19 protein-coding genes are annotated in these 19,731 nt (G+C 69.9%); 4 read left to right on the plus strand and 15 right to left on the minus strand.

Annotated features, from left to right (window positions below; genetic code table 11):
* Positions 1-1,168: 1,168 nt before the first annotated feature.
* The 13 genes from ABT078_RS01145 to ABT078_RS01205 form a co-directional block, all read right to left on the minus strand.
* Positions 1,169-2,086, minus strand: a complete 918-nt coding sequence (locus tag ABT078_RS01145; RefSeq protein ID WP_351222459.1) for a 2-hydroxy-3-oxopropionate reductase — start codon at positions 2,084-2,086, stop codon at positions 1,169-1,171.
* Between the two features lie 39 nt (positions 2,087-2,125).
* A complete protein-coding gene (locus ABT078_RS01150) occupies positions 2,126-2,965 on the minus strand; it encodes a TIM barrel protein (protein WP_351222461.1) in 840 nt (279 codons plus the stop codon).
* Positions 2,966-3,126: 161 nt separating this feature from the next.
* On the minus strand, positions 3,127-3,939 hold the full coding sequence (locus tag ABT078_RS01155) for an Rv1363c family protein (protein WP_351222463.1): 813 nt from the start codon (positions 3,937-3,939) through the stop codon (positions 3,127-3,129).
* A 93-nt stretch (positions 3,940-4,032) separates the two neighbouring features.
* Positions 4,033-4,614, minus strand: a complete 582-nt coding sequence (locus tag ABT078_RS01160) for an Rv1363c family protein (RefSeq protein ID WP_502981124.1) — start codon at positions 4,612-4,614, stop codon at positions 4,033-4,035.
* 5 nt (positions 4,615-4,619) lie between these two features.
* The gene (locus ABT078_RS01165) at positions 4,620-5,903 is read right to left on the minus strand and encodes an MCE family protein (RefSeq protein WP_351222465.1); all 1,284 of its coding nucleotides are present in this window, start codon (positions 5,901-5,903) and stop codon (positions 4,620-4,622) included.
* Positions 5,900-7,195 (minus strand): MCE family protein, encoded by a 1,296-nt coding sequence (locus ABT078_RS01170; protein ID WP_351222467.1) that lies wholly within the window; start codon positions 7,193-7,195, stop codon positions 5,900-5,902. Before ABT078_RS01170 ends, ABT078_RS01165 begins: the two co-directional genes overlap by 4 nt.
* Positions 7,192-8,325, minus strand: a complete 1,134-nt coding sequence (locus ABT078_RS01175) for an MCE family protein (RefSeq protein WP_351222469.1) — start codon at positions 8,323-8,325, stop codon at positions 7,192-7,194. The genes ABT078_RS01170 and ABT078_RS01175 overlap by 4 nt, the downstream gene beginning before the upstream one ends.
* Positions 8,322-9,302: an MCE family protein gene (locus ABT078_RS01180; RefSeq protein WP_351222909.1), complete on the minus strand. Its 981-nt coding sequence runs from the start codon at positions 9,300-9,302 to the stop codon at positions 8,322-8,324. The genes ABT078_RS01175 and ABT078_RS01180 overlap by 4 nt, the downstream gene beginning before the upstream one ends.
* Positions 9,303-9,346: 44 nt before the next feature.
* A complete protein-coding gene (locus ABT078_RS01185) occupies positions 9,347-10,372 on the minus strand; it encodes an MCE family protein (protein ID WP_351222471.1) in 1,026 nt (341 codons plus the stop codon).
* Positions 10,369-11,616 carry an MCE family protein gene (locus ABT078_RS01190; protein ID WP_351222473.1) on the minus strand — a complete coding sequence of 416 codons (1,248 nt, stop codon included), beginning with the start codon at positions 11,614-11,616 and terminating at the stop codon, positions 10,369-10,371. Before ABT078_RS01190 ends, ABT078_RS01185 begins: the two co-directional genes overlap by 4 nt.
* Before the next feature lie 5 nt (positions 11,617-11,621).
* Entirely contained in the window at positions 11,622-12,425 is an 804-nt protein-coding gene (locus tag ABT078_RS01195) for an MlaE family ABC transporter permease (protein ID WP_351222475.1), read from the minus strand.
* 3 nt (positions 12,426-12,428) lie between these two features.
* Positions 12,429-13,199, minus strand: coding sequence for an MlaE family ABC transporter permease (locus ABT078_RS01200; RefSeq protein WP_351222476.1), 771 nt, complete (start codon positions 13,197-13,199; stop codon positions 12,429-12,431).
* Entirely contained in the window at positions 13,196-14,176 is a 981-nt protein-coding gene (locus ABT078_RS01205) for an ABC transporter ATP-binding protein (RefSeq protein WP_351222478.1), read from the minus strand. The genes ABT078_RS01200 and ABT078_RS01205 overlap by 4 nt, the downstream gene beginning before the upstream one ends.
* Before the next feature lie 262 nt (positions 14,177-14,438).
* Between ABT078_RS01205 and ABT078_RS01210 the strand changes: the two genes are divergently transcribed.
* A complete protein-coding gene (locus ABT078_RS01210; RefSeq protein WP_351222480.1) occupies positions 14,439-16,340 on the plus strand; it encodes a TerD family protein in 1,902 nt (633 codons plus the stop codon).
* A 206-nt stretch (positions 16,341-16,546) separates the two neighbouring features.
* Here the strand turns inward: ABT078_RS01210 and ABT078_RS01215 are convergent, their stop codons facing one another.
* Both ABT078_RS01215 and ABT078_RS01220 read right to left on the minus strand, forming a co-directional pair.
* Complete coding sequence (locus tag ABT078_RS01215; RefSeq protein ID WP_351222482.1) at positions 16,547-17,053, minus strand: NUDIX domain-containing protein; 507 nt, start codon at positions 17,051-17,053, stop codon at positions 16,547-16,549.
* The gene (locus ABT078_RS01220) at positions 17,050-18,309 is read right to left on the minus strand and encodes an NsdA family TPR-like regulatory protein (protein WP_351222484.1); all 1,260 of its coding nucleotides are present in this window, start codon (positions 18,307-18,309) and stop codon (positions 17,050-17,052) included. The genes ABT078_RS01215 and ABT078_RS01220 overlap by 4 nt, the downstream gene beginning before the upstream one ends.
* Before the next feature lie 223 nt (positions 18,310-18,532).
* On the opposite strand from ABT078_RS01220, the gene ABT078_RS01225 reads away from it, so the two are divergent.
* The 3 genes from ABT078_RS01225 (at position 18,533) to ABT078_RS01235 (ending at position 19,690) form a co-directional block, all read left to right on the plus strand.
* A complete protein-coding gene (locus ABT078_RS01225; protein ID WP_351222486.1) occupies positions 18,533-18,964 on the plus strand; it encodes an ATP-binding protein in 432 nt (143 codons plus the stop codon).
* A gap of 44 nt (positions 18,965-19,008) precedes the next feature.
* Positions 19,009-19,335 carry a hypothetical protein gene (locus ABT078_RS01230; RefSeq protein ID WP_351222488.1) on the plus strand — a complete coding sequence of 109 codons (327 nt, stop codon included), beginning with the start codon at positions 19,009-19,011 and terminating at the stop codon, positions 19,333-19,335.
* A gap of 172 nt (positions 19,336-19,507) precedes the next feature.
* A complete protein-coding gene (locus ABT078_RS01235) occupies positions 19,508-19,690 on the plus strand; it encodes a hypothetical protein (protein ID WP_502981125.1) in 183 nt (60 codons plus the stop codon).
* Positions 19,691-19,731 lie beyond the last annotated feature (41 nt).

Consider the following 19,731-nt stretch of genomic DNA (forward strand, 5'->3'; position numbering starts at 1 on the left):
ACCGCCGGTCGGCGTGAGCGCACCCAACCCTGGACGTCGAAGGCCATGAATGGACCTCCGTCAGCCGGATCGAGTCCGCTCCTCAATGCCCGTGAGCCGGTCGACGTACCGTTCGCCCCACTCCACGAACGGCATGGCACCGTTCTGCGCCTCGGGCCCGGCAAAGCGGCGCCCGCGAACCCAACCGCAGGGCCGGACCCCTCGGTGGCCTCGACGAGCTCCTTGAACCGCTCCGCTGAACCGCGACCGTCGAACCGATCGGACCGCCACTCGTCGGCCTGACGCCATGATGCTCGCCGTGATCAGACAATAGGCATAAATGTCACCAGCCTTGTTCCCGTGATGGTCCCAAAGTGAGGAACACGACCGGCCGGTGACCTCTGTGCGCAGGTCACCGGCCGATCGCTCGGGAACGCAGTGCGGGACCGTATACCGCACTGTGAACCCTGGCTGTTGGCTCTGCAGGGCCGCAGAGCTGTGAAGTCATGGAGCCGTGAGGGCTGTGGAGTTGTTGCCGCCCGACGGTGCGAGGCCGGCGCGACGGAACGTTCGCGCCGCCGGGCGGAGCCTTTGATCGTCCCCGGCCCGGACGCGACGGACGGCGCCGGTGAGGGATGGGGACCGCGACGGGGCGATGGGCTTCCGGCCTGGCCTTCCTTCAGGTCAGGAAGGGGGCCGTGCCGCCCGTACCACCGCACCGGCTCGCCGCCGCCGCGGTCCTCGCTCTGTCCTTGCCGCCGGCCACCCCTCATCCGGGCCGGCGGTTCGGACGGCGTACGGGAGGAAGACCTCCCAGTCGGCTCCCGTACGCGGTCTCGGGGTGCCGAGTGCGCCGCTCAGTCCTCGCGCAGAGCGCGGACCGCTTCCTCGACGCGCTTGCCGTAGTCCCGGTCGGCGGCGTGGAAGTGGGCGAGGTGCTGGGTTGACCTTCCGTGCAAGGGGCTGCCTGGGGGCGCCCCCGGCGATAGCCAGGGGGAGTGCCTGGAGCGTAAATTCGCCCCGGCGAAAACGTCAACAGTTTGTTGAAATTAAGGTGATGAATCCGGGCCGTGGCTGCACTTGGGCGCGACAGGACAGGTGTCAGCGCAGCCACGGCCCGGATGTCGGGGGAGGGCCTGCGGGCCCTCGGTGCGGAGCCCTGCGGGCTCCTTGCGGAGTCCTGCCGGACTCAGGCCACCGGCAGGCCCGAGAGGCGCTCGACGGCGCGCAGCAGGGCCGAGTGGTCCAGGCCACCGTCGCCCTGCGTGCGCAGGGAGGCGACCAGTTGGGCCACCACGGCGCCGACCGGCAGCGCGGCACCGACGTTGCGGGCGGCGTCGGTGACGATGCCCATGTCCTTGTGGTGCAGGTCGATGCGGAAGCCCGGCTTGAAGTCCCGGTTCAGGAAGTTGTCCTTCTTGCGGGTCAGGACGGTGGAGCCGGCCAGGCCGCCGCCCAATACCTCCAGGGCGGCCTTGAGGTTCACCCCGGACTTCTCGAGGAAGACGACGGCCTCCGCACACGCCTGGATGTTGACGGCGACGATCAGCTGGTTCGCGGCCTTCACCGTCTGGCCGGAGCCGTGCGGGCCGCACAGGACGATGGTCCTGCCCAGCGCCTCGAGGATCGGGAGGGCCTCGTCGAAGACCTCCTGCTCGCCACCCACCATGATCGACAGGACGGCCTCGATGGCGCCGGCCTCGCCGCCGGACACCGGGGCGTCGAGGACGCGGATGCCCTTCTCGGCGGCGTTCTTCGCCAGGTCGACCGAGGTCTGCGGGGTGATCGAGGACATGTCGATCAGCAGCGCGCCCTGCCTCGCGTTCTCCAGGATGCCGTCGGGACCGTACGAGACCGCCTCGACCTGCGGCGATGCGGGCACCATCGTGATGACGACGTCCGCGTCCTCGACCGCCTCGGCGATCGAGGACGCGGCGGTGCCGCCGGCGGCGGTCAGGCGGTCCAGCTTGTCCTGCTCCAGCGTGTAGCCGGTGACGGAGTAGCCCGCCTTGATCAGGTTCTCGGACATGGGGGAGCCCATGATGCCGAGGCCGATCCACGCAATCGCAGGGCGGGTGGGCTGGGAGGAATCAGCGAGATTGCTCATGGTGAGGGTGCCTCTCGAAACTGGTGGTACGGGAAGAAGTCAGCGGGCCGCGCGGGCCTCGGCCGGCAGCCAGCCGAAGGATTCGGCGCTCGGGCGGTCGCCGGCCTTGTACTCCAGGCCGACCCAGCCGTCGTAACCGGCCTTCTTCAGCTCGTCGAGGAGCTGCTCCAGCGGGAGCGAGCCGGTGCCCGGCGCGCCGCGGCCCGGGTTGTCGGCGATCTGCACGTGGCCGGTCCTGTCGGCGTACTCCGTGATGACCTGGCCGACGTCCTCGCCGTTCATCGACAGGTGGTAGATGTCGAGAAGGAATTTCGCGTTCCCGAAGCCCGTCGCCGCGTTCACCTTGTCCACGACCTCGATCGCGGACGGAGCGCTCACCAGTGGGTAGAGCGGGGACTCCGGCTTGTTGAGGGTCTCGATCAGGAGGATCGCCCCGACCCGGTCGGCCGCGCGGGCCGCCGTGATCAGGTTCTCCAGGGCGAGCTCGTCCTGGACGGCGGGGTCGACGCCCTCGACGCGGTTGCCGTACAGCGCGTTGAGCGCCTTGCAGCCCACCGATGCGGCGAAGTCCGCGGCGACGTCGATGTTGGCGCGGAAGCGGTCCGACTCCTCACCGGGCACGGAGAGAGCGCCGCGGTCGGGTCCCGGCAGCCGCCCCGCGTAGAAGTTCAGTCCCACCAGCTGGGTGCCGGCATCCGCCAGGGCCCTCTTCAGGGCGTCCAGCTCGCTCCGGTCGGGCGTGGGGGTCTCGATCCAGGGCCACCACAGCTCGACCGCGGCGAAGCCCGCCGCGGCGGCGGCCGCGGGGCGCTCCAGGAGCGGGAGTTCCGTGAAGAGGATCGACAGGTTCACATCGAAGCGCTGGTCCGTGTATCCCATGAGGGCTGTGCGCTCCTTCCGTATTGCGGAAGTTAGTTTCTGCTTAATGGAAGATTGCCTGGAGCGGGGGAGGCTGTCAAGAGAGACCACGAAAGCGAGCACAAAAGACCCCTGCTGAGGCGCCCTGGGGGCGCCCCGGCAGGGGTACGGGCCAGCCACCGCTACAGCGCGTCGACGCCACTCACCTTCCAGCCGTCCGAGGTGCGCGTGAGGGTCATCCGCACCCGGTTCAGATCGACGCGGGGCCCCGCGACCTGGGTGCTCCGGGTCACCTGGTTGACGAACAGCAGGACGACGGCCCGGTCGGGCGACGCCGACACCACGGACGCCGCGGGGGCGCCACCACCCGGGGGCCTCGCCACCGTCGCCTCGACCACGCCCTGGTACTTCTTTGCGGTCGGTGCCACCACCTTCGCCGTCGTCCTTCCGTACTCGTCGCGGAAGGCCCCGGTGAGATGGGCGCGCGCGGCGGCGAAGTCCCGGTCCAGACGCCTGTGGTCGTACGACAGGACGACCGGCGCCGCCTTCTGCGCGGCGGCGAGCGCCTCGCGCCGCGCCTGGTCCGTCTGCCGGGCGTCCGTGTACTCCGCGACGAGCACGACGCTCGCGATCAGGGCCACCAGGGCCAGGACGGCGAGCACGGCGCTCACCACGCGACGCCGCCCGCCGCGCGGCCCTGGCTCGTGCGAATCCGGCTCGTCCGGGGCCGGGCCGCCCGGGTCCGTCTCCTCCGGGTCGGGCTCCTCCCAGTCGGGCGCCTCCCAGTCCGGCTCCGCCCCCTTCGTGCCCGGCTTCGGCTCCTCGGCGCGCAGGGTGCGTCCGGCCACCACCGTGACCTCGTCCACGCTGTTCGCTGGGGCGTTCTCACCCGCTTCAGGGCGATGGGCGCGCTTGGCCGCCGCCCGGGCGGCCGCGGTCATGGAGCGGCGGGCGGGAGAGCTGACGCCACGACCTCGGGTGCTCGTGTTCGCCACGGGGGTTCTCCTCTCTGGAGGTACGGGGTGGTGGGTGCAGGGGTAGAGGGACGAGGGGACGAGGGGGGCGAAGGGACGAGGAGAGAGGCGCGCTCAGCCGACGAACTCGACATCGGACGTCAGCCAGCGACCGTTCTCGAGCACGAGATCGAGCTGCAGCCGGTAGGTGCGGGCCTGCCCCTCGGGCGCGGCAACGTTGGTCACCTTGCTGTCGGCGACCACCAGGACCCTGGCGGTCCGTTCGTCGGCCCGGACGATGCCCGCTTCCAGCACCTGCCCCTCGGAGACCGACTTGTTCGCGGCGACCAGCTTGGTCAGCTCGGCGGTCTGCGCCGCGAACTGCTCCCGGAATTCACCGGTGGCGCCCTTCAGCACGTTCGCGCTGTCCCGTGCGTAGTGCCGGTGGTCGAGCGAAGTGAAGTTCAATGCGGACTGGCGCGCCGCGGCCAGGATGGCCAGGCGCCGCTGTTCCTCGACGCGCTGCTCGTACACCTCGTACGTCAGCAGGCCGGACAGCGCCGTCGTCAGGACGGTCGCCACCGCGAGGGACGCGGGCATCGCCCTCCCCCGGTGGGCGGCATCCGCCAGCCGGGCCCACAGGCGGCGCAGCGGCAGTCTCACGCGCACCGCGAGGCCCCCGGCCGCCTCCTCGCTCCTGTCCTTCATCTCGCTCATGTCGCTCATGCCATCGGTCCGACGAGCAGCCATTGCCACGAGTCCTTTCCGAACACCCTCGGTTCACCGCCGGTCGAGCCGATCTCGACCGGCGTCCCGTCCGGTCCGGCGGCGGTGCCGGTCTCCGGGTCGTACGGGGCGATGTACGCGGCCGGGTCCGCACCGCCGGACCCGGCGCGCCCCGAGGCGCCGGGGGCGTTCTGGGCGCCGCGGACCGAGGTGGGGCCGCCGCGCGGGGCCGCACAGTGCGCGCCGGTGTTCGCCGGCCGTTCGCTCGTGTCGGCCGGGTCGCGCCGCTGCGTCCCGTAGCCCTGCCGGCACGGCGGCGGATCGTCGGCGTTCACGACCAGCCCGAAGTGGGTGGTGCCGTCGCCCGGGATTACGGTGTAGCTGCCCGCGACCACCACGGGGAACGTGACGAGGGCCTGCTCCACACCGGGCAGCCGGGCCACCGTGATCTGACCGCCGCTGATGAGATTGCCCAGCAGGACCGGCACATGGGGCCGGGTCGCCGTCAGCAGCGAGTCGACCTCCTGTGCGGCCGGCGCACCGGCGTCGATCAGCCTGCGGATGTCACCGTCACGGGACTTCAACTCGGCAGTGAGGGCGGCCAGATCGCGGGAGAACGACCTGATGGCGGAGCCCTTGTCGGCCTGTGTCTTCAGGACCTTGCGGGAGTCCTCGATCAGCGCGACCGTCTGCGGGAGCGAGGCGGACGCCGACTCGACCAGGCTGTTGCCCGAGTCGACCAGCCGGCTCAGCTGCGGGCCGGTGCCTGCGAACGCCTTGCCCAGCTCGTCGACCGTGACGCGCAGGTCCTCCTTGCCGACGGAGTTGACCAGCTTGTCCAGGCTGAGGACGAGCTCGGTCACGGGCAGCGGCCCCCGTGTGTTCCCGCGGGCGATGGTGCTGCCGTCCCGCAGGTAGGGGCCGCCGGAGGCGCGCGGCTGCAGATCGACGTACTGCTCGCCGACCGCCGAACGGTTCGCGACCACGGCCACGGTGTCCGCCGGGACCCGAGGCCCGTCGTCCTCCAGGTCCAGCGCGACCGAGACACCGTCCGGGCCGGACAGCCCGAGCTCCCCGACGCGGCCGACCGGGACCCCGCGATAGGTGACCTCGGCGCCGGTGAAGATGCCGCCGGAGTCGGCGAAGTCGGCCCGTACGGTGTACCCGCGATCGAGGAGGGCGTCGGCGAGGCCTGTGTAGCGGGCGCCGACGTACGACACGCCGACGACGGTGACGGTGGCGAAGGCGAGCAACTGAGCCTTGACCGTACGTGTGATCACGGCAGCATCCCCTTCAGCATGAGCTCGGCGAGAGCGAGATCGATCCCGGCCCGGTCGCCGTCGTCGCCCCTGTCGTCGTACGAGACGTGAGTGCCCGTGCACACCGGAGGGCAGAGCACCTCCCCGCCGCCCGGCGGATCGGAGGGGGTGCCAGGAGCCTTCGGTACGTCCGGTGGCTGCGGCAGCGCCGTGGGCGCCGGCACCCCGGGGACTCCCGGGAGGCCGGGCACGTCCGGCACATCGGGGACTCCGGGGAGCCCGGGCTTCGCCGGCTCTCCCGGCTTCCCGGGTTCTTCGGTGACATTGCCGTAGATGCTCGCCAGGTCCAGGTCGGCGGTCACCTTGAGATTGACGTAGTCGCCCTTGATGGCGTCCACGGCGTTGCGCGGGAACGGATACGTCGTCAGCAGTTCCAGGGCGTTGGGCAGATCGTCGCCCGCCTTGTCCAGCTGTTCCAGGACGGGCCGCAGGCTCCGCAGGTTGGCGATCACATCCGCCTGTGACGCGTTGACGACCCTGGTGCCGGTCGTGCCGAGCTTCGACAGCGCCGTGAGCATGGACGTCAGGTTGCGGCGCTGGTCGGCGAGCACCTTCAGGGCGGGCGGGAGAGTGTCGACGGCCTGGGCGATCGTCTTCTTCTCCTGCCCGAGCCGCTCGGCCAGCCGGTCGATGCCGTCGAGCGCGCGGACGATCTCCTTGCGCTGGGTGTCGAGCCCGCCGATGAAGGTGTTCAGCTCCGTGAGCAGGGACTTGACGCGGTTCTCCCGTCCCTCCAGCGCCTTGTTGAGCTCCGTGGTGATCGTCTTGAGCTGGGCGACGCCGCCGCCGTTGAGGAGTGCCGACAGCGCCGACAGCACCTCCTCGATCTCCGGGTTGCGTCCGCTGCGGGACAGCGGGATGCCGGCGCCGTCGGTGAGCCTGCCGACCGGTGCGGTGTCCACCGGGGCGGACAGCGCCACGTACTTCTCGCCGAGCATGCTGGTCTGCCGCAGCTCGGCGATCGCATTGCCGGGCAGCTTCACCTTGTCCGAGATGCGCAGCCGGACGCGGGCGTGCCAGCCCTTCAGCTCCACCTTCTCGACGGCGCCTACGGTGACATCGTTGACCTTGACCGCGGACTGCGGCACGAGGTCGAGGACGTCCCTGAACTCGACGGTGACCCGATAGGCGTCGCCGTCGGCGGCCGCCCCACCGGGCAGCCCGACGTCGTACAGACCGTTGAACTCGCAGCCCGTCAGGAGCAGCGAACCGGCCGCCGCCCACACCGCCGTGGCTCTGCGCAGTCCCCTCATGCGTGAGCCTCCAGGATTCCGCCGAGCGTCCGGTCGACCGAGCCGGCCCCGGAGGCGGGCAGGGCGCCGGCCGACCCGAGCTCCGGGAGCGAGCCGAACAGTTCCTCCAGCTCCCGGCAGTCCGCGGTCCTCGCCTCCCCGGTCGTGCTGAGCAGCGAGCACAGCAGCGCGGCCGGATCCTGCGCCTGCTCCGGGTTGTTGCGGGTGTCGAGGGTTCCTGACCCCGCGTTGTAGGCGTTCTGCAGATTCGACAGGCCCGCCGGGGCGACCTCCAGGAGCTCCGCGAGCGCGGCGCGCTGGGTGACCAGCACCTTGGTGACCTTGCTCAGTCCTTCGACGTTCGACGTGAGCGACTTCTTGTTCTTCCTCACGAAGTCGGACACATCGGCGAGCGCCGTGCCCAGGTGCCGCAGGGCGGCCGCGAGGTCCTTGCGCTCCCCGGCGAGCTGGCCCGCCACCTGGGCCAGACTGTCGTTGAACGACCGGACGTTCTTGTCGTCGGCGGCCAGCGCGGCCGTGAACACCTGCAGATTGCGCAGGGTGCCGAACAGGTCCTGCCTGCCGTCCGACAGGGTGGTGACGGCCAGCGAGAGATCCTCCACCGTCCGGTGCAGGTTCTCGCCCTGGCCCTCCAGGTTGTCCGCGCTCACGCCGAGCAGCCGTGCCAGCGAACCGTCCTTGTTCGCGCCGCGCGGGCCCAGCGCCTCCGCCGTCGTGTGCAGACTGTCGAAGACGCGGTCCAGCTCGACCGGTACGGCGGTCCGCTCCTCCGGGATGACATCGCCGCTCCGCAGCGCCGGTCCGCTGCGCCACACCGGCAGCAGCTGGACGTAACGGTCGCTGACCACCGAGGAGTTGATGAGGGCGGCCCTGGCGTCGGCGGGTACCTTGCGCCCGGCGTCGTACTCCAGGGTCACGCGCACCCGTTCGCCCTCCGGGACGATCTCCGCGACCTCACCGATCCGGACGCCCAGCACCCGTATGTCGGAACCGGGATAGATGCCGACCGTGCGCGGGAAATACGCCGTGACCCGCACCGGATCCGGCTGCGGCCACAGCACCACGGTGACGGCGGCGACGACCGCCAGCGCGGTGGCCAGTGCGGCGCGGCGGAGCAGGCGCGCGTTCATGAGGAACCTCCCGTCCGCGGGGCCACCGGAGTGGCGACCATGTTCTGGATGTAGCTGTCGAACCAGCGGCCGTTGCCGAGGGTGTTGGTGAAGACCCGCACATAGGGCGCGAGCAGCTTGATGCTGCGGTCGAGCGCCGACTGGTTGCGTTCCAGCATGGAGACCACCGAGTTCAGGCCCTCGAGCGCTGGACCGATCTCCTTGCTGTTGTCCTTGACCAGCCCGGACAGCTGGATTCCGAGCGCGGCCGAGCTCTTGAGCAGCGCATGGATCGCCGCCCGCCGCCTGGCGATCTCCTTGAACAGCGCGTCGCCGTCCTTCACCAGCGTGGAGAACTCGCCGGACCGTTCCGCGAGCACACCGCTGACCCCGTTGGCGTGGTCGAGCAGTTCGCGCAGCGCCCGGTCGCGGGACGCCACCGTGCGGGAGATCTCCGACAGGCCCTTGATGGACGCCCGGACGTCGGCGGGGGAGTCCTCGAAGGTGGTGGAGATGGTGTCCAGCGCCGTCGCCAGCCGCTGCGTGTCGACCTTCTCCGTCGTGGTGGTCAGATCGCTGAAGGCCGTCACGACGTCGTACGCGGGCGTCGTCCGGCTCAGCGGGATCTCGCTGCCCGGCCGCAGCAGACCGGGCCCCTTCGGCTCCAGTGCGAGGTACTTGGCGCCCAGGACCGTCTTGACGCGGATGGCGGCGCCTGTCCTGGTGCCGAACTCGGGCTCGCCCTTGATCCGGAAGACCACCTTGACGTGGTCTCCGTCCAGGTCAACCTCGTCGACCTTGCCGACCTTCACCCCGGCGATACGGACCTCGTCGCCGGGCTTGAGACCGCCCGCCTCCGAGAAGGCCGCGCTGTACGTCTCCCCGCTGCCGATGAGCGGCAGATCGTCGGCGTTGAAGGCGGCGACGGCCAGCAGGGCCAGGGCGGTGAGCCCGACCGCCCCGACGGTCACGGGGTTGCGGTCGCGGAACGGGACCATGCGCGGCTTCGGGCGCCTCCTCATGCGGATCCTCGTGCCTGTCTTCATGCGCACCTCGCCCGGGAGACGTGGAGCTCGGGAGTGAGCACCTCCTCGGTCTTCGGCAGCACGATCCGGCCGTCGAAGTCGCAGAGGTAGAAGTTGAACCAGGAGCCGTACGAGGCGGTCCCCGTCAGCTTGTCGAGCTTGTTCGGCAGCCGCTTCAGCACGCCCTCCACGGTCTTCTCGTTGTCGTTCAGCGTCGCGGTGAGCTCGGCCAGCCCGGCGATGTCCTCGCGCAGCGGCGGCCGGGCGTCCTCCAGCAGGCCCGACGTGGCCTCCGTCAGGTTGTTGATGTTCACCAGCGAGTCCCCGATGGGCTTGCGGTCGGCGGAGAGTCCGGAGATCACCCGCTGCAGCTGCTTGAGCAGCCCGGAGAAACGGGAGCCACGCTTGTCCAGGGTGGACAGCACCGCGTTGAGGTTGTCGATCACCGAGCCGATCAGCTCGTCGCGGTCGGCGAGCGTGGTGGTGAGCGAGGCGGTGTGGGCGAGCAGGCTGTTCACCGTGCCGCCCTCGCCCTGGAGCGTCCGGATGATCTCGGTGGCGAGCTGGTTCACGTCCTCGGGGCTGAGCGCGGCGAACAGCGGCTTGAAGCCGCCCAGCAGCGCGTTCAGATCGAGCGCGGGCTGCGTACGGGAAAGGGGGATTCGCCCGCCGGGCGCCAGCCTGGTGCCGTCGCCCGCGCCCTCCGTCAGCGCGATGTACCGCTGTCCCACCAGACTGCGGTAGCGGATGACCGCGCCGGTGCTGGTGAGCAGCGGGCGGTCGCGGGTGACGGAGAAGGTGACCTCGGCCAGCGTCCGGTCCTTGATGCGGATGCCGGTCACCTCGCCGACGCGCACCCCGGCCACCCTGATGTCGTCGCCCTCCTCCAGGCTGGTGACATCGCTGAACACGGCCCTGTAGGTGTGCTCGGGAGTGAAGGAGACGCCGACGATCGTCGCGGCCAGCAGTGCGGTCGCGAGCACGGTCACCACGGCGAAGACGCCGAACTTGGCCAGGGGCGCCGCGGTCCTCAGGGCGCTCATGCGACGCTCACCGCCGTCCCGCGGGCCATCGGCCCGAAGAGCAGGGTCGCGACGGCGGGCACCTCGTCGGCCGGAACGCCCATGACCGGAGCCACGAGGGAGCCGACGGCCCGTTGCTCGGCCGCGGTGCCGGACACCGGGGGCACCGGGGCCACCGGGGACCCGCTCGACGATGCGCTCGACGTACCGTCGTCGAGCTTGGTGTGCGGTGCCGGGACCTGTGGACCGGGCAGACCGTGGCAGTCGGGCCCCGAGCGCTCCGCATAGCGGGGCTCCTCGCCCGGCCGGTAAGCGGGCCGCGGGCGGGCGACTTCGAGAGTGATACGCATTTCTCCGCCTCTGAAAGCCTTCTCCGATTCCGTCTCCTGCCGCACCAGGCCTTCGAGGAGACACGGGTACTCGGGTGCGTAGCGGGCGAACAGCGCCAGCGTGGGCCGGGAGACACGGCCGAGGGTGATGAGCCGTTCCCCGTTCTCGTTCAGGAAGGCGTCCGCGGTCCTGGCGACGCCGGCCGTGGCGGTGAACAGATCGGCCAGCCGGTCCCGTTTCTCGACAAGGGTCCGGCTGGTGGTGACCGTGTTCCGCAGGATCCTCAGCAGATCCGGCGCCGCGTCCCCGTACACCTCGGCCACATCCGCGAACCGCGCGATGTCCTCCTTGAGCGAGGGCATGTGCGGGTTGAGCCGGGACAGATAGTCCTCGACGCGGGTGAGGTTGGCGCCGATCCGGTCGCCGCGGCCCTCGAGGGCGGTCGCGAACGCCGACAGGGTGGCGTTCAGTTCGGCCGGCCGTACCGTCCGCAGCAGGGGCAGCAGGTCGTTCATCAGTTGCTGCAGCTCGAGTCCGACCGTGGTCCGGTCCTGGGTGATGACGTCCCCGGCGCGGATGTGCCGCCGGGAAGGCTCCGCGGGCGCCACCAGGTCGACGTACTTCTCCCCGAAGAGCGTCTTGGGCAGCAGCCGGGCTCGCACATCGGACGGGATGAGGGAGACGTGCTCCGGCTTGAGGGCGAGGCCGAGTGTCGCCTTCTCACCGTCGGCGCGCACCTCGCGAACCTCGCCCACCAGCAGCCCGCGCAGCTTGACGTCGGCCCGCGGCTCCAGCTGGTTGCCGAGCGTCCCGGCCTCCAGCGTGACCCGGACGACCGGGACGAACGCCTGCCTGTAGACGGCGACGGACAGCGACAGCAGCAGGGCGATGACGACGATGAAGACGATGCCGTAGATCCGCAGTCGAACGTGCACCGGCCCTACCCCGCAATCCGTACGGTCGTGCTGGCGCCCCAGATCGCCAGGCTGAGGAAGAAGTCCAGGACGTTGATGGCGACGATCGAGGTGCGCACCGCCCGGCCGACCGCGACGCCCACCCCGGCGGGTCCGCCGCTCGCGTAGTAGCCGTAGTAGCAGTGCACGAGGATGATCACGACGGCGAAGACGATCACCTTGCCGAAGGACCACAGCACGTCGACCGGCGGCAGATACTGCTGGAAGTAGTGGTCGTACGTGCCGGCGGACTGCCCGTAGTAGCCGGTGGTGATGGTCCGGGCGGCGAAGTACGACGACAGCAGCCCGACCACGTACAGCGGGATGACGGCGACGAAACCGGCGATCATCCGCGTGGTCACGAGGAACGGCAGCGAGGGGACGCCCATCACCTCCAGGGCGTCGGTCTCCTCGCTGATCCGCATCGCGCCGAGCTGCGCGGTGAACCCGGCGCCGACGGTCGCGGACAGGGCGAGCCCGGCCACCAGCGGAGCGATCTCACGGGTGTTGAAGTACGCCGACAGGAAGGCAACGAAGTTGGAGGTGCCCAGCTGGTTGAGCGCCGCGTACCCCTGCAGGCCCACCTCGGTGCCCGTGAAGAACGACAGGAACGCGATCACGCCGACGGTGCCGCCGACCACGGCCAGCGCGCCGCGGCCGAAGCTCACCTCGGCCAGCAGCCGCAGGACCTCCTTCTTGTAGCGGCGCAGGGTGCGGCCGGTCCAGGCCAGCGAACGCCCGTAGAAGGAGAGCTGGGCACCCAGCTCCTCGAGACGGTGCAACAGGGCCATGGGTCAGCCCCTCTGCGGAACGATTTGGAAGTACACGGCGGTCATCACGAAGTTCGTGACGAAGAGCAACATGAAGGTGATGACGACCGACTGGTTCACCGCGTCGCCGACACCCTTCGGCCCGCCCTTGGCCGTCAGCCCCTTGTACGAGGCGACGATCGCGGCGATCGCGCCGAACACCAGGGCCTTCAGCTCGGCCGCCCACAGGTCCGACAGCTGCGCGAGCGTGGTGAACGAGGCCAGATAGGCGCCGGGCGTGCCGTTCTGAAGGATGACGTTGAAGAAGTAGCCGCCGGCCACTCCGACCACCGACACCAGGCCGTTCAGCAGCACCGCGACCACCATCGAGGCCAGCACCCGGGGGACGACAAGCCGGTGGATCGGATCGATCCCCAGCACCTGCATCGCGTCGATCTCCTCACGGATCTTGCGCGCCCCGAGGTCCGCGCAGATCGCCGTGCCGCCGGCCCCCGCGATCAGCAGCGCGGTGACGATCGGCGAGGCCTCGCGCAGCACCGCCAGCACCGAGGCCGCGCCCGAGAACGACTGGGCGCCGAGCTGCCGGGTCAGGCTGCCGATCTGCAGGGCGATGACCGCGCCGAACGGGATGGAGACGAGCGCGGTGGGCAGGATCGTGACGCTCGCGATGAACCAGGCCTGCTGGATGAACTCACGCACTTGGAAGGGCCGTCGGGGGAGCGTCCTGAGGACGTCCAGAGCCATCGCGAAGAGGCTGCCGGAGTGCCGGAGCGCGCCGACGGGGGAGGGGCTCATGCGCGCGCCACCGCCTCACGCTTGGCGATGGTCTCCCAGCGGGGCGGCCGGGTGATCCCGGTGCTCGGCAGCAGACGGGGCGTCATGCCCTCGACGCCGCCGCCGACGAGTCGCTTGTCCTTGCCCCCCTTCTTGCCTGCGCCTGCGCCTGCGCCCGCGCCTGCGCCTTGGCCTTCGTCGAGCTGCGCCAGCTCCTGCGCGACCTGGGCGGCGTCCTTCTCCTCCGCCATGCCGATCGGGCCCTGCATCCGGCCGTTCAGGAACTGCCGTACGACCGGCTCGTCGCTCGTCAACAGCTTCTCGCGGGGCCCGAACATCACCAGCTCCCGGCGGAACAGCAGCCCGATGTTGTCCGGCACCTGGCGGGCCGAGGCGATGTCGTGGGTGACGATCAGGAAGGTCGCGTCGATCTGCGCGTTGAGATCGACGATCAGCTGGTTGAGATAGGCCACCCGCACCGGGTCGAGACCCGAGTCCGGCTCGTCGAAGAGGATGATCTCCGGATCGAGCACGAGCGCCCGCGCCAGCCCGGCCCGTTTGCGCATACCACCCGATATCTCGCCGGGCAGCTTCTCCTCGGCCCCGATCAGCCCGACCATGTCCATCTTCTCGAGGACGATCCGCCTGATCTCGCTCTCCGGCTTACGGGTGTGCTCGCGCAGCGGGAAGGCGATGTTGTCGTACAGGCTCATCGACCCGAAGAGGGCACCGTCCTGGAAGAGGACCCCGAACAGCTTCCGCACCTCGTAGAGGTCGTGCTCGCGGAGCCTGGTGATGTCCCGGTCCGCGACCCGGATCGACCCGCGGTCGGGCTTGAGCAGCCCGACGAGCGTCTTGAGGAACACCGACTTGCCCGTGCCCGAGGGCCCGAGCATGACCGAGATCTCTCCGGCGGGCAGCGTCAGCGAGACGTCCTGCCAGATGATCTGGTGGCCGAAGGACTTGGTGAGCCCTTCCACACAGATCTCGACACCCATCCGGTACACCCTTCAGCCGGCCGTGGAGCAGCTCTGACATCTGCTCTACGGGGAGGGGCGGGGTGTCCGTCGCGACAACTTCCGGAAATTTTTGCGCGCGCGTGCATCCGAGTCGGTCATCGAGTCCGCCCTGCGGTCGAGGACGGACAGGCGGGCGAGTGTGCGTCGCACAATGCTTTTTGTTGCCGTCCGGCAGGTACGTATGGGGATGATTAGGCATCCGGGTTGAAGAGCGGACGAATTTCACATCATCCTTGCTGCCATGTCTCTCGCGTCCTCCGCCGCCGACTTGTCCGGCCTGCGTGACTACGCCTTCGACTGGGCGCTGGTCGACGTGGAGACGTCCGGGCTGATCCCACGCCGCGATCGGGTGCTGTCCGTCGCAGTGGTGACTCTGGGCCCGGACGGAGAGCAGACCGGGGAGTTCTCGACGCTGGTGAACCCCGGCTGCGATCCGGGGCCGGTGCACGTGCACGGGCTGACGGCCGAGCAGCTGCGCGGTGCTCCGACCTTCGACCAGGTGGCCGGGCGGATCGGCGCAATGCTGCAGCAACGTGTCCTGGTCGCGCACAACGCCCAGTTCGACTATGACTTCCTCGCGCACGAGTTCGCCCGGTCCCGGATGTGGCTGCCGGTCACCCAACGGCTCTGCACGCTGGCGCTGAACCGGCGTGTCGATCCGCCCACCGACGACCTGAAGCTGGGCACGCTCGCGGCCCACTACGGCGTCCCGCAGGCGAAAGCGCACGACGCCCTGGACGACACCCGAGTACTTGCCGGAATCTTGCGCGCTTCGCTGCGGGAGGCGGGGCGACTTGATCTGCCGCTGCCCCTGGTGGCCTGCCCGCCCAGGCAGGACCCACAGTTCGCGCCCAAGCCGCCCAAAACGCCGTGCGCCTTCCGTAACCCAGGGCGGCTCGTGGAAGGCGGGCCGCTGGCGCAGGGAATGAAGATAACCATCAGCGGGGAGACCCAGAGTTCGCGTGCAGAGCTGATCGGACGGGCTGTGGCCGCCGGGCTCAACATGATGACCTCCGTCAGCCGGCACACCAGCGTTCTGGTCACCAACGACTCACTGTCCGGTTCCACCAAAGCCCGTCGGGCGCAGGCCGAAGGTGTGCCGGTCATCGACGAGCACACCTTCCTGCGCCTGTTGGGCGACGTCCGGCCCGGGACGCCGCACGAAGAAGCGGGTCCCGCCACCGCATTCGTCGCTCCCTCGGCTTCCGCACCCCCGCCCGTGCCCGCGGCTCGTTCCTTGCGCCAGACCGACGCAGTCAGCCCCGAACCCCGGCTCCCGGCCCTTGCGGTACGACCCGAACCGGTCCAGCCGAGCCGCAAGCAGAGGTCCGCCGGGCGCACTGAGGAGCGGGAACGTCCTCTGACCGGGCGGCGTGTGCTCGTACTCGGCGGCACACACCCCGAAGCGGTGGCCGCCCGTACGCGCATTGTCGAGCTCGGAGGAGCCGCCGCCATCAATCTGTCCGCCGGCGTCACCGACGTCGTTCTTCTCGACGGTGGCGACACCGATCGCCGGATGCGCCGGATCACCTCCCTCGCATTCCCCACCCACGACGCCGCCTGGCTCGATGCCCCGGTCATTGACTCACAGCCGTCCATCGACCACGGACGTGAGGCCTCGCGCGTACTGCCGCGCGGCGGCGTCGTGGACCTGCCGTTCTTGGCGGGCCGTTGGACCGTGACCGCCACCTGGGCACAGCAGACGGCGTGCGAGATCGACGTGGTCGCCTTCGTGGTCGACGAGGACGACCAGGTCTCCTTCGACGAGGACTTCGTTTTCTACGGCGCCCCGGAGAATCCGGGCGGAACCGTACGGCTCCTCAGCGACGGCCCGACCGAGCAGACCATCAGCGTCGGCCTCGCCACGCTGCCGCCCTCGGCCCGTAAGGTCGTCGTCGCGGCCGCCATCGACGGCACACCCACGTTCGGTGACGTCGGCGCCATCCAGATCAGCTCCGGCCCCGGCACCAGCGCGGCTCCTCTCGTGCAGGCCACGCTGGACGCCGCCACCACCGAGCGCACCGTGCTCCTCGCCGAGATCTACCGCCGCGGTCCCCTCTGGCGCCTGCGCACCGTCGGCCAGGGCTACGACTACGGCCTCGACACTCTTGCCCGCGGCTACGGCGTCGCTGTCGCCGACTGACCGAGCGGAGGACGGGCCATAATGAAATGCCGCGCAGGCGACAGCTGCCGACTGGGCCGGGGAGGCTCAGTCGGGCCCCACGGCGGACACCCTCATCTCGGCACCACGTCCGGCCTCGACGAGCAGCACATTGTGAGTCCGGACGCCCAGCACCCACGACAACACTGCGCCTCACGATGACACAGTCGGAGTCTGCCGCGATGTGATCACCACGCCACCGCCCCGTCGTGCAAGTACAGCGGCCGTCCCACCTCCAGCGCCCGCAACGCAGCATCCAGGCGGTTCCGCAGCCGCGTACTGACCAGCTCCCGAGCTTTGTCCACCGCCACGAACCGGGCTTCGGACAACTCCTGGTCGTGTGGACGCAGCTCGTCGACGGCGTCAAGAGTTCCACCGTTGAAGATGAAGGCGATCTGGTCGTCCCAGGGTCCGTGGGGAGCGACCCAGTCCACGACCAGGAGCCCAAGCAGTTGTACGTTCCGGCCCAACTCCTCCCGGAGCTCGCGCCGCGCCGCGCGCTCCGGCGGCTCGTTCGCCTCGGCCATGCCTCCGGGCAGGTCCCAGCCCGGCTTGTAGGTGGGGTTCACGAGGAGCACGCGACCGGAAGGATCTCGAAGGAGCACATCTGCCGCGACGCGCTTTCGGGCTTGCTTGGCGTTGCCCTCGGCGAGGTACGCATTCCAGGCGTCGGGGTCGGCAGGTGTGGGTCTCATGTAGGCATGCCTCCCCTGGGCGTGATGATGTCGGCCAGCAGAAGCATTCTTGCGCGCCGCGCCTCGTCGAACCGCACCAGGTACTCCCGTACTGGTCCGCACGTCATGTGTGGCTCCAAAAGGCTCCGCAGTTCGTCGAGTTGGTGCACAACGCGAATGGAGCCAAGGGTCGGGCTTGTACTGAGCAGGTCGTGGCCGACGCTTACGGCGGCGTCGAGATCGGCCTGGTGCACATGGATACCGGCGAGTGTGATGCGACTCAGGGCCAGCGAGCGGGCCCGTCCGACCTCCCGGAGACGGACCGCGTCCTCAGCGTGTGACAGTGCCTGGTCGTACTGTTCCAGGTCGCGCAGAACAAGGGCCGCCTCGCTGGCCAGCGCGGCGGCGTCGAAAGGGCTCAGCCAGGGGTGTTCGGAGTCCGCGGAGGCGACGAGTGCGCCGTGGGCCCGATCCAGGGCGCGGCCGGCCGGTGTGTGCTGGGACGCGGCGGCCAGGGCGCGGGCATGCATGGTGTGGAGGCGGGCGGTCAGCGTGGGAATCCGAGGGCCTTCTTCGGCAAGGCCCAGGCCGGTCCGGGCCCAGTGTGCGGCGCGGGATGTGTCCCCGGTCTGGAGTGCGAGATGGCTGCTGCTCGCGGCTATGTGGGCAGCCAGTGGCAGGTCACCGGACGTACGGGCGAGTGGCAGGGCGCGGGCGAAGTGGAGTGCTGCCAGGTCGTCCTGGCCAGAGTCGTGAGCCATCCATCCGGCCATCTCCGTCAGGGCCGCCGCGGCGGCGAAGACCTGTGGCCCGCTGTCGGTATCGACCAGACGTGGGGCTACGCGGTCGCTGAGGTGCTGGACCACTGCCTGGTACAGGCGCCCTCCGCCGGTCTGACGGTCGGCTGTGCGGAAGGCATCCATGGCAGCGAGGTCGTCGCCGTCCGGAGGCGTCTCCGTTCGTTGCTGATGCGGCTTGACGGCTTGCGGCTCCCAATCCCGTCGCGCCAGTCCAAGAAGACGCCCGGGGATGTGGAAGGCGTCCGCGATCTGCTCGAACAGCGTTAACTTCTCCACCCGGCTCTTGCCGTTCATGTAGTCGTAGAGCCGCCCTTGGGTGATGTCGACTGCCGCTGCGAGGCGCCGAGTGCTGACGCCTCGGTGGTTGAGCAGACGGAACAGCGCGCCCATGTCGCGTTCCGCGCACGCCGCGAGTAAGCGAGCGTCGTCGAGCATTCCCGCGACGATCTTGCGCGGGTCCGTTGCCTCGCGGCCCATCAGCCGTCCCCCTACTGAGCGTTGACTCGATGCTACGTGCAGCAACCGTGTGGTGACTCCGTCTTGGGGTCACCTCTCGGAGTCTCTTCCCGCCCCGTCGAAGCCGTTGACTGGTCACATGCCGCCAGCCGGGCCCGAGGTACCCCGCGCGCGGCGGCGTAGACAAAAACCCGGCCCTGCGCCCCCTGTCAGGGCCGGGCCCCGCCCAAGAGGAGATGGCTCCATGACGATGACCGCAACCAGAGCGAACGCGATGGGTGCGCCTGGCTACAGCGAGACCTTGCAGTGCGAGCCCGAGGCCGCCCGCCGCGCCCGTCTCCTGGTCACAGCGGCGCTGCACACGTGGCGACTGGGCGATCTCACGGATGCGAGCAGGCTGATCGTCTCCGAACTGGTCAGCAATGCCATCGACCACACGCGCTGTCGCCTGGTCCGCATCACCGTGGGACTCGTTGGGGAAGGTCGGGTCCGAATCGCCGTAGCGGACAAATCCCGAGCAGCCCCGGCGCTCCGCGGCCCAGGTGTCAGCTCCGAAACCGGCCGCGGTCTTCTCCTCGTCAATGCCCTGAGCCACCGCTGGGGCTACGACAGGCATCGGTGGGGAAAGGTCGTCTGGGCGGAACTGCGGCTCAAGGCCGAGGAGCCAAAAGCGTGAGGCGGTCAACAATCGCGCCCAGGATCGCCTTACGGCTCCTGTCCGTGGACGAGCTGTCCGACGATCCGTGCCCCGAGGCGTGCGTGGAGGTCAGCTTTGGCCCGGTACGCCCGCCTGACGATCCGGACATTGTCATGCTCGCTGAGCCTCTGCGTATCACCCCTGCTGATCTCGCGCGGCTACGCATCGAAGCGGAGTTGGCCATGGGCGAGATTCGTGCCGAGGTCATGGAGGCAGAGATCGCCTGGAAGAGGGCGCTCGGCGACTGGTACGGGCAAGGCCGCGCCGCGGTCGAGCTCCGGGAACCCGACGTGGCCCTTCTCGTCCGGGTCCTGGAGGGCCTGCGGAAGAAGGACCTTGTGCCCGTGTGATTCCCAATGTCGCCGCCCGAGTACACGGAACGGCATGCGACACGGGCGGTTTGCGTCGGCTCCTCCTGCCTCCGAGGAGGCGTCGAGCCGCACAACTCCAATGCCCAACGCCTGCGCTGAGGAAGGCGCGGGTGACCCGAGAGCTCCTGCCCCGCCTTGGGCGGGAGCCCCGATGAGGAAGGAGCACAGGGTGGCAGAAAGCGTGACGCCCGCGGCCAAGAGCGGCCTTCTGGTGGCGGTGGAGGAACTGACCGCCGTCCATGACCGGTACGACAGCCTCCGGTCGGACAACCAGGGCAGCTCTGGTGATGCGCCGTGGCCGGGCGGTGACGGCAACTTGAACGACATCGAGTAGTCCCAAGCGGCGGCGAGGGCCGGCGCGGCCCGCCGGGCTTG

It is taken from the genome of Streptomyces sp. NPDC002133 (assembly GCF_040296405.1).
In the GTDB taxonomy this organism is placed as follows: Bacteria; Actinomycetota; Actinomycetes; order Streptomycetales; family Streptomycetaceae; genus Streptomyces.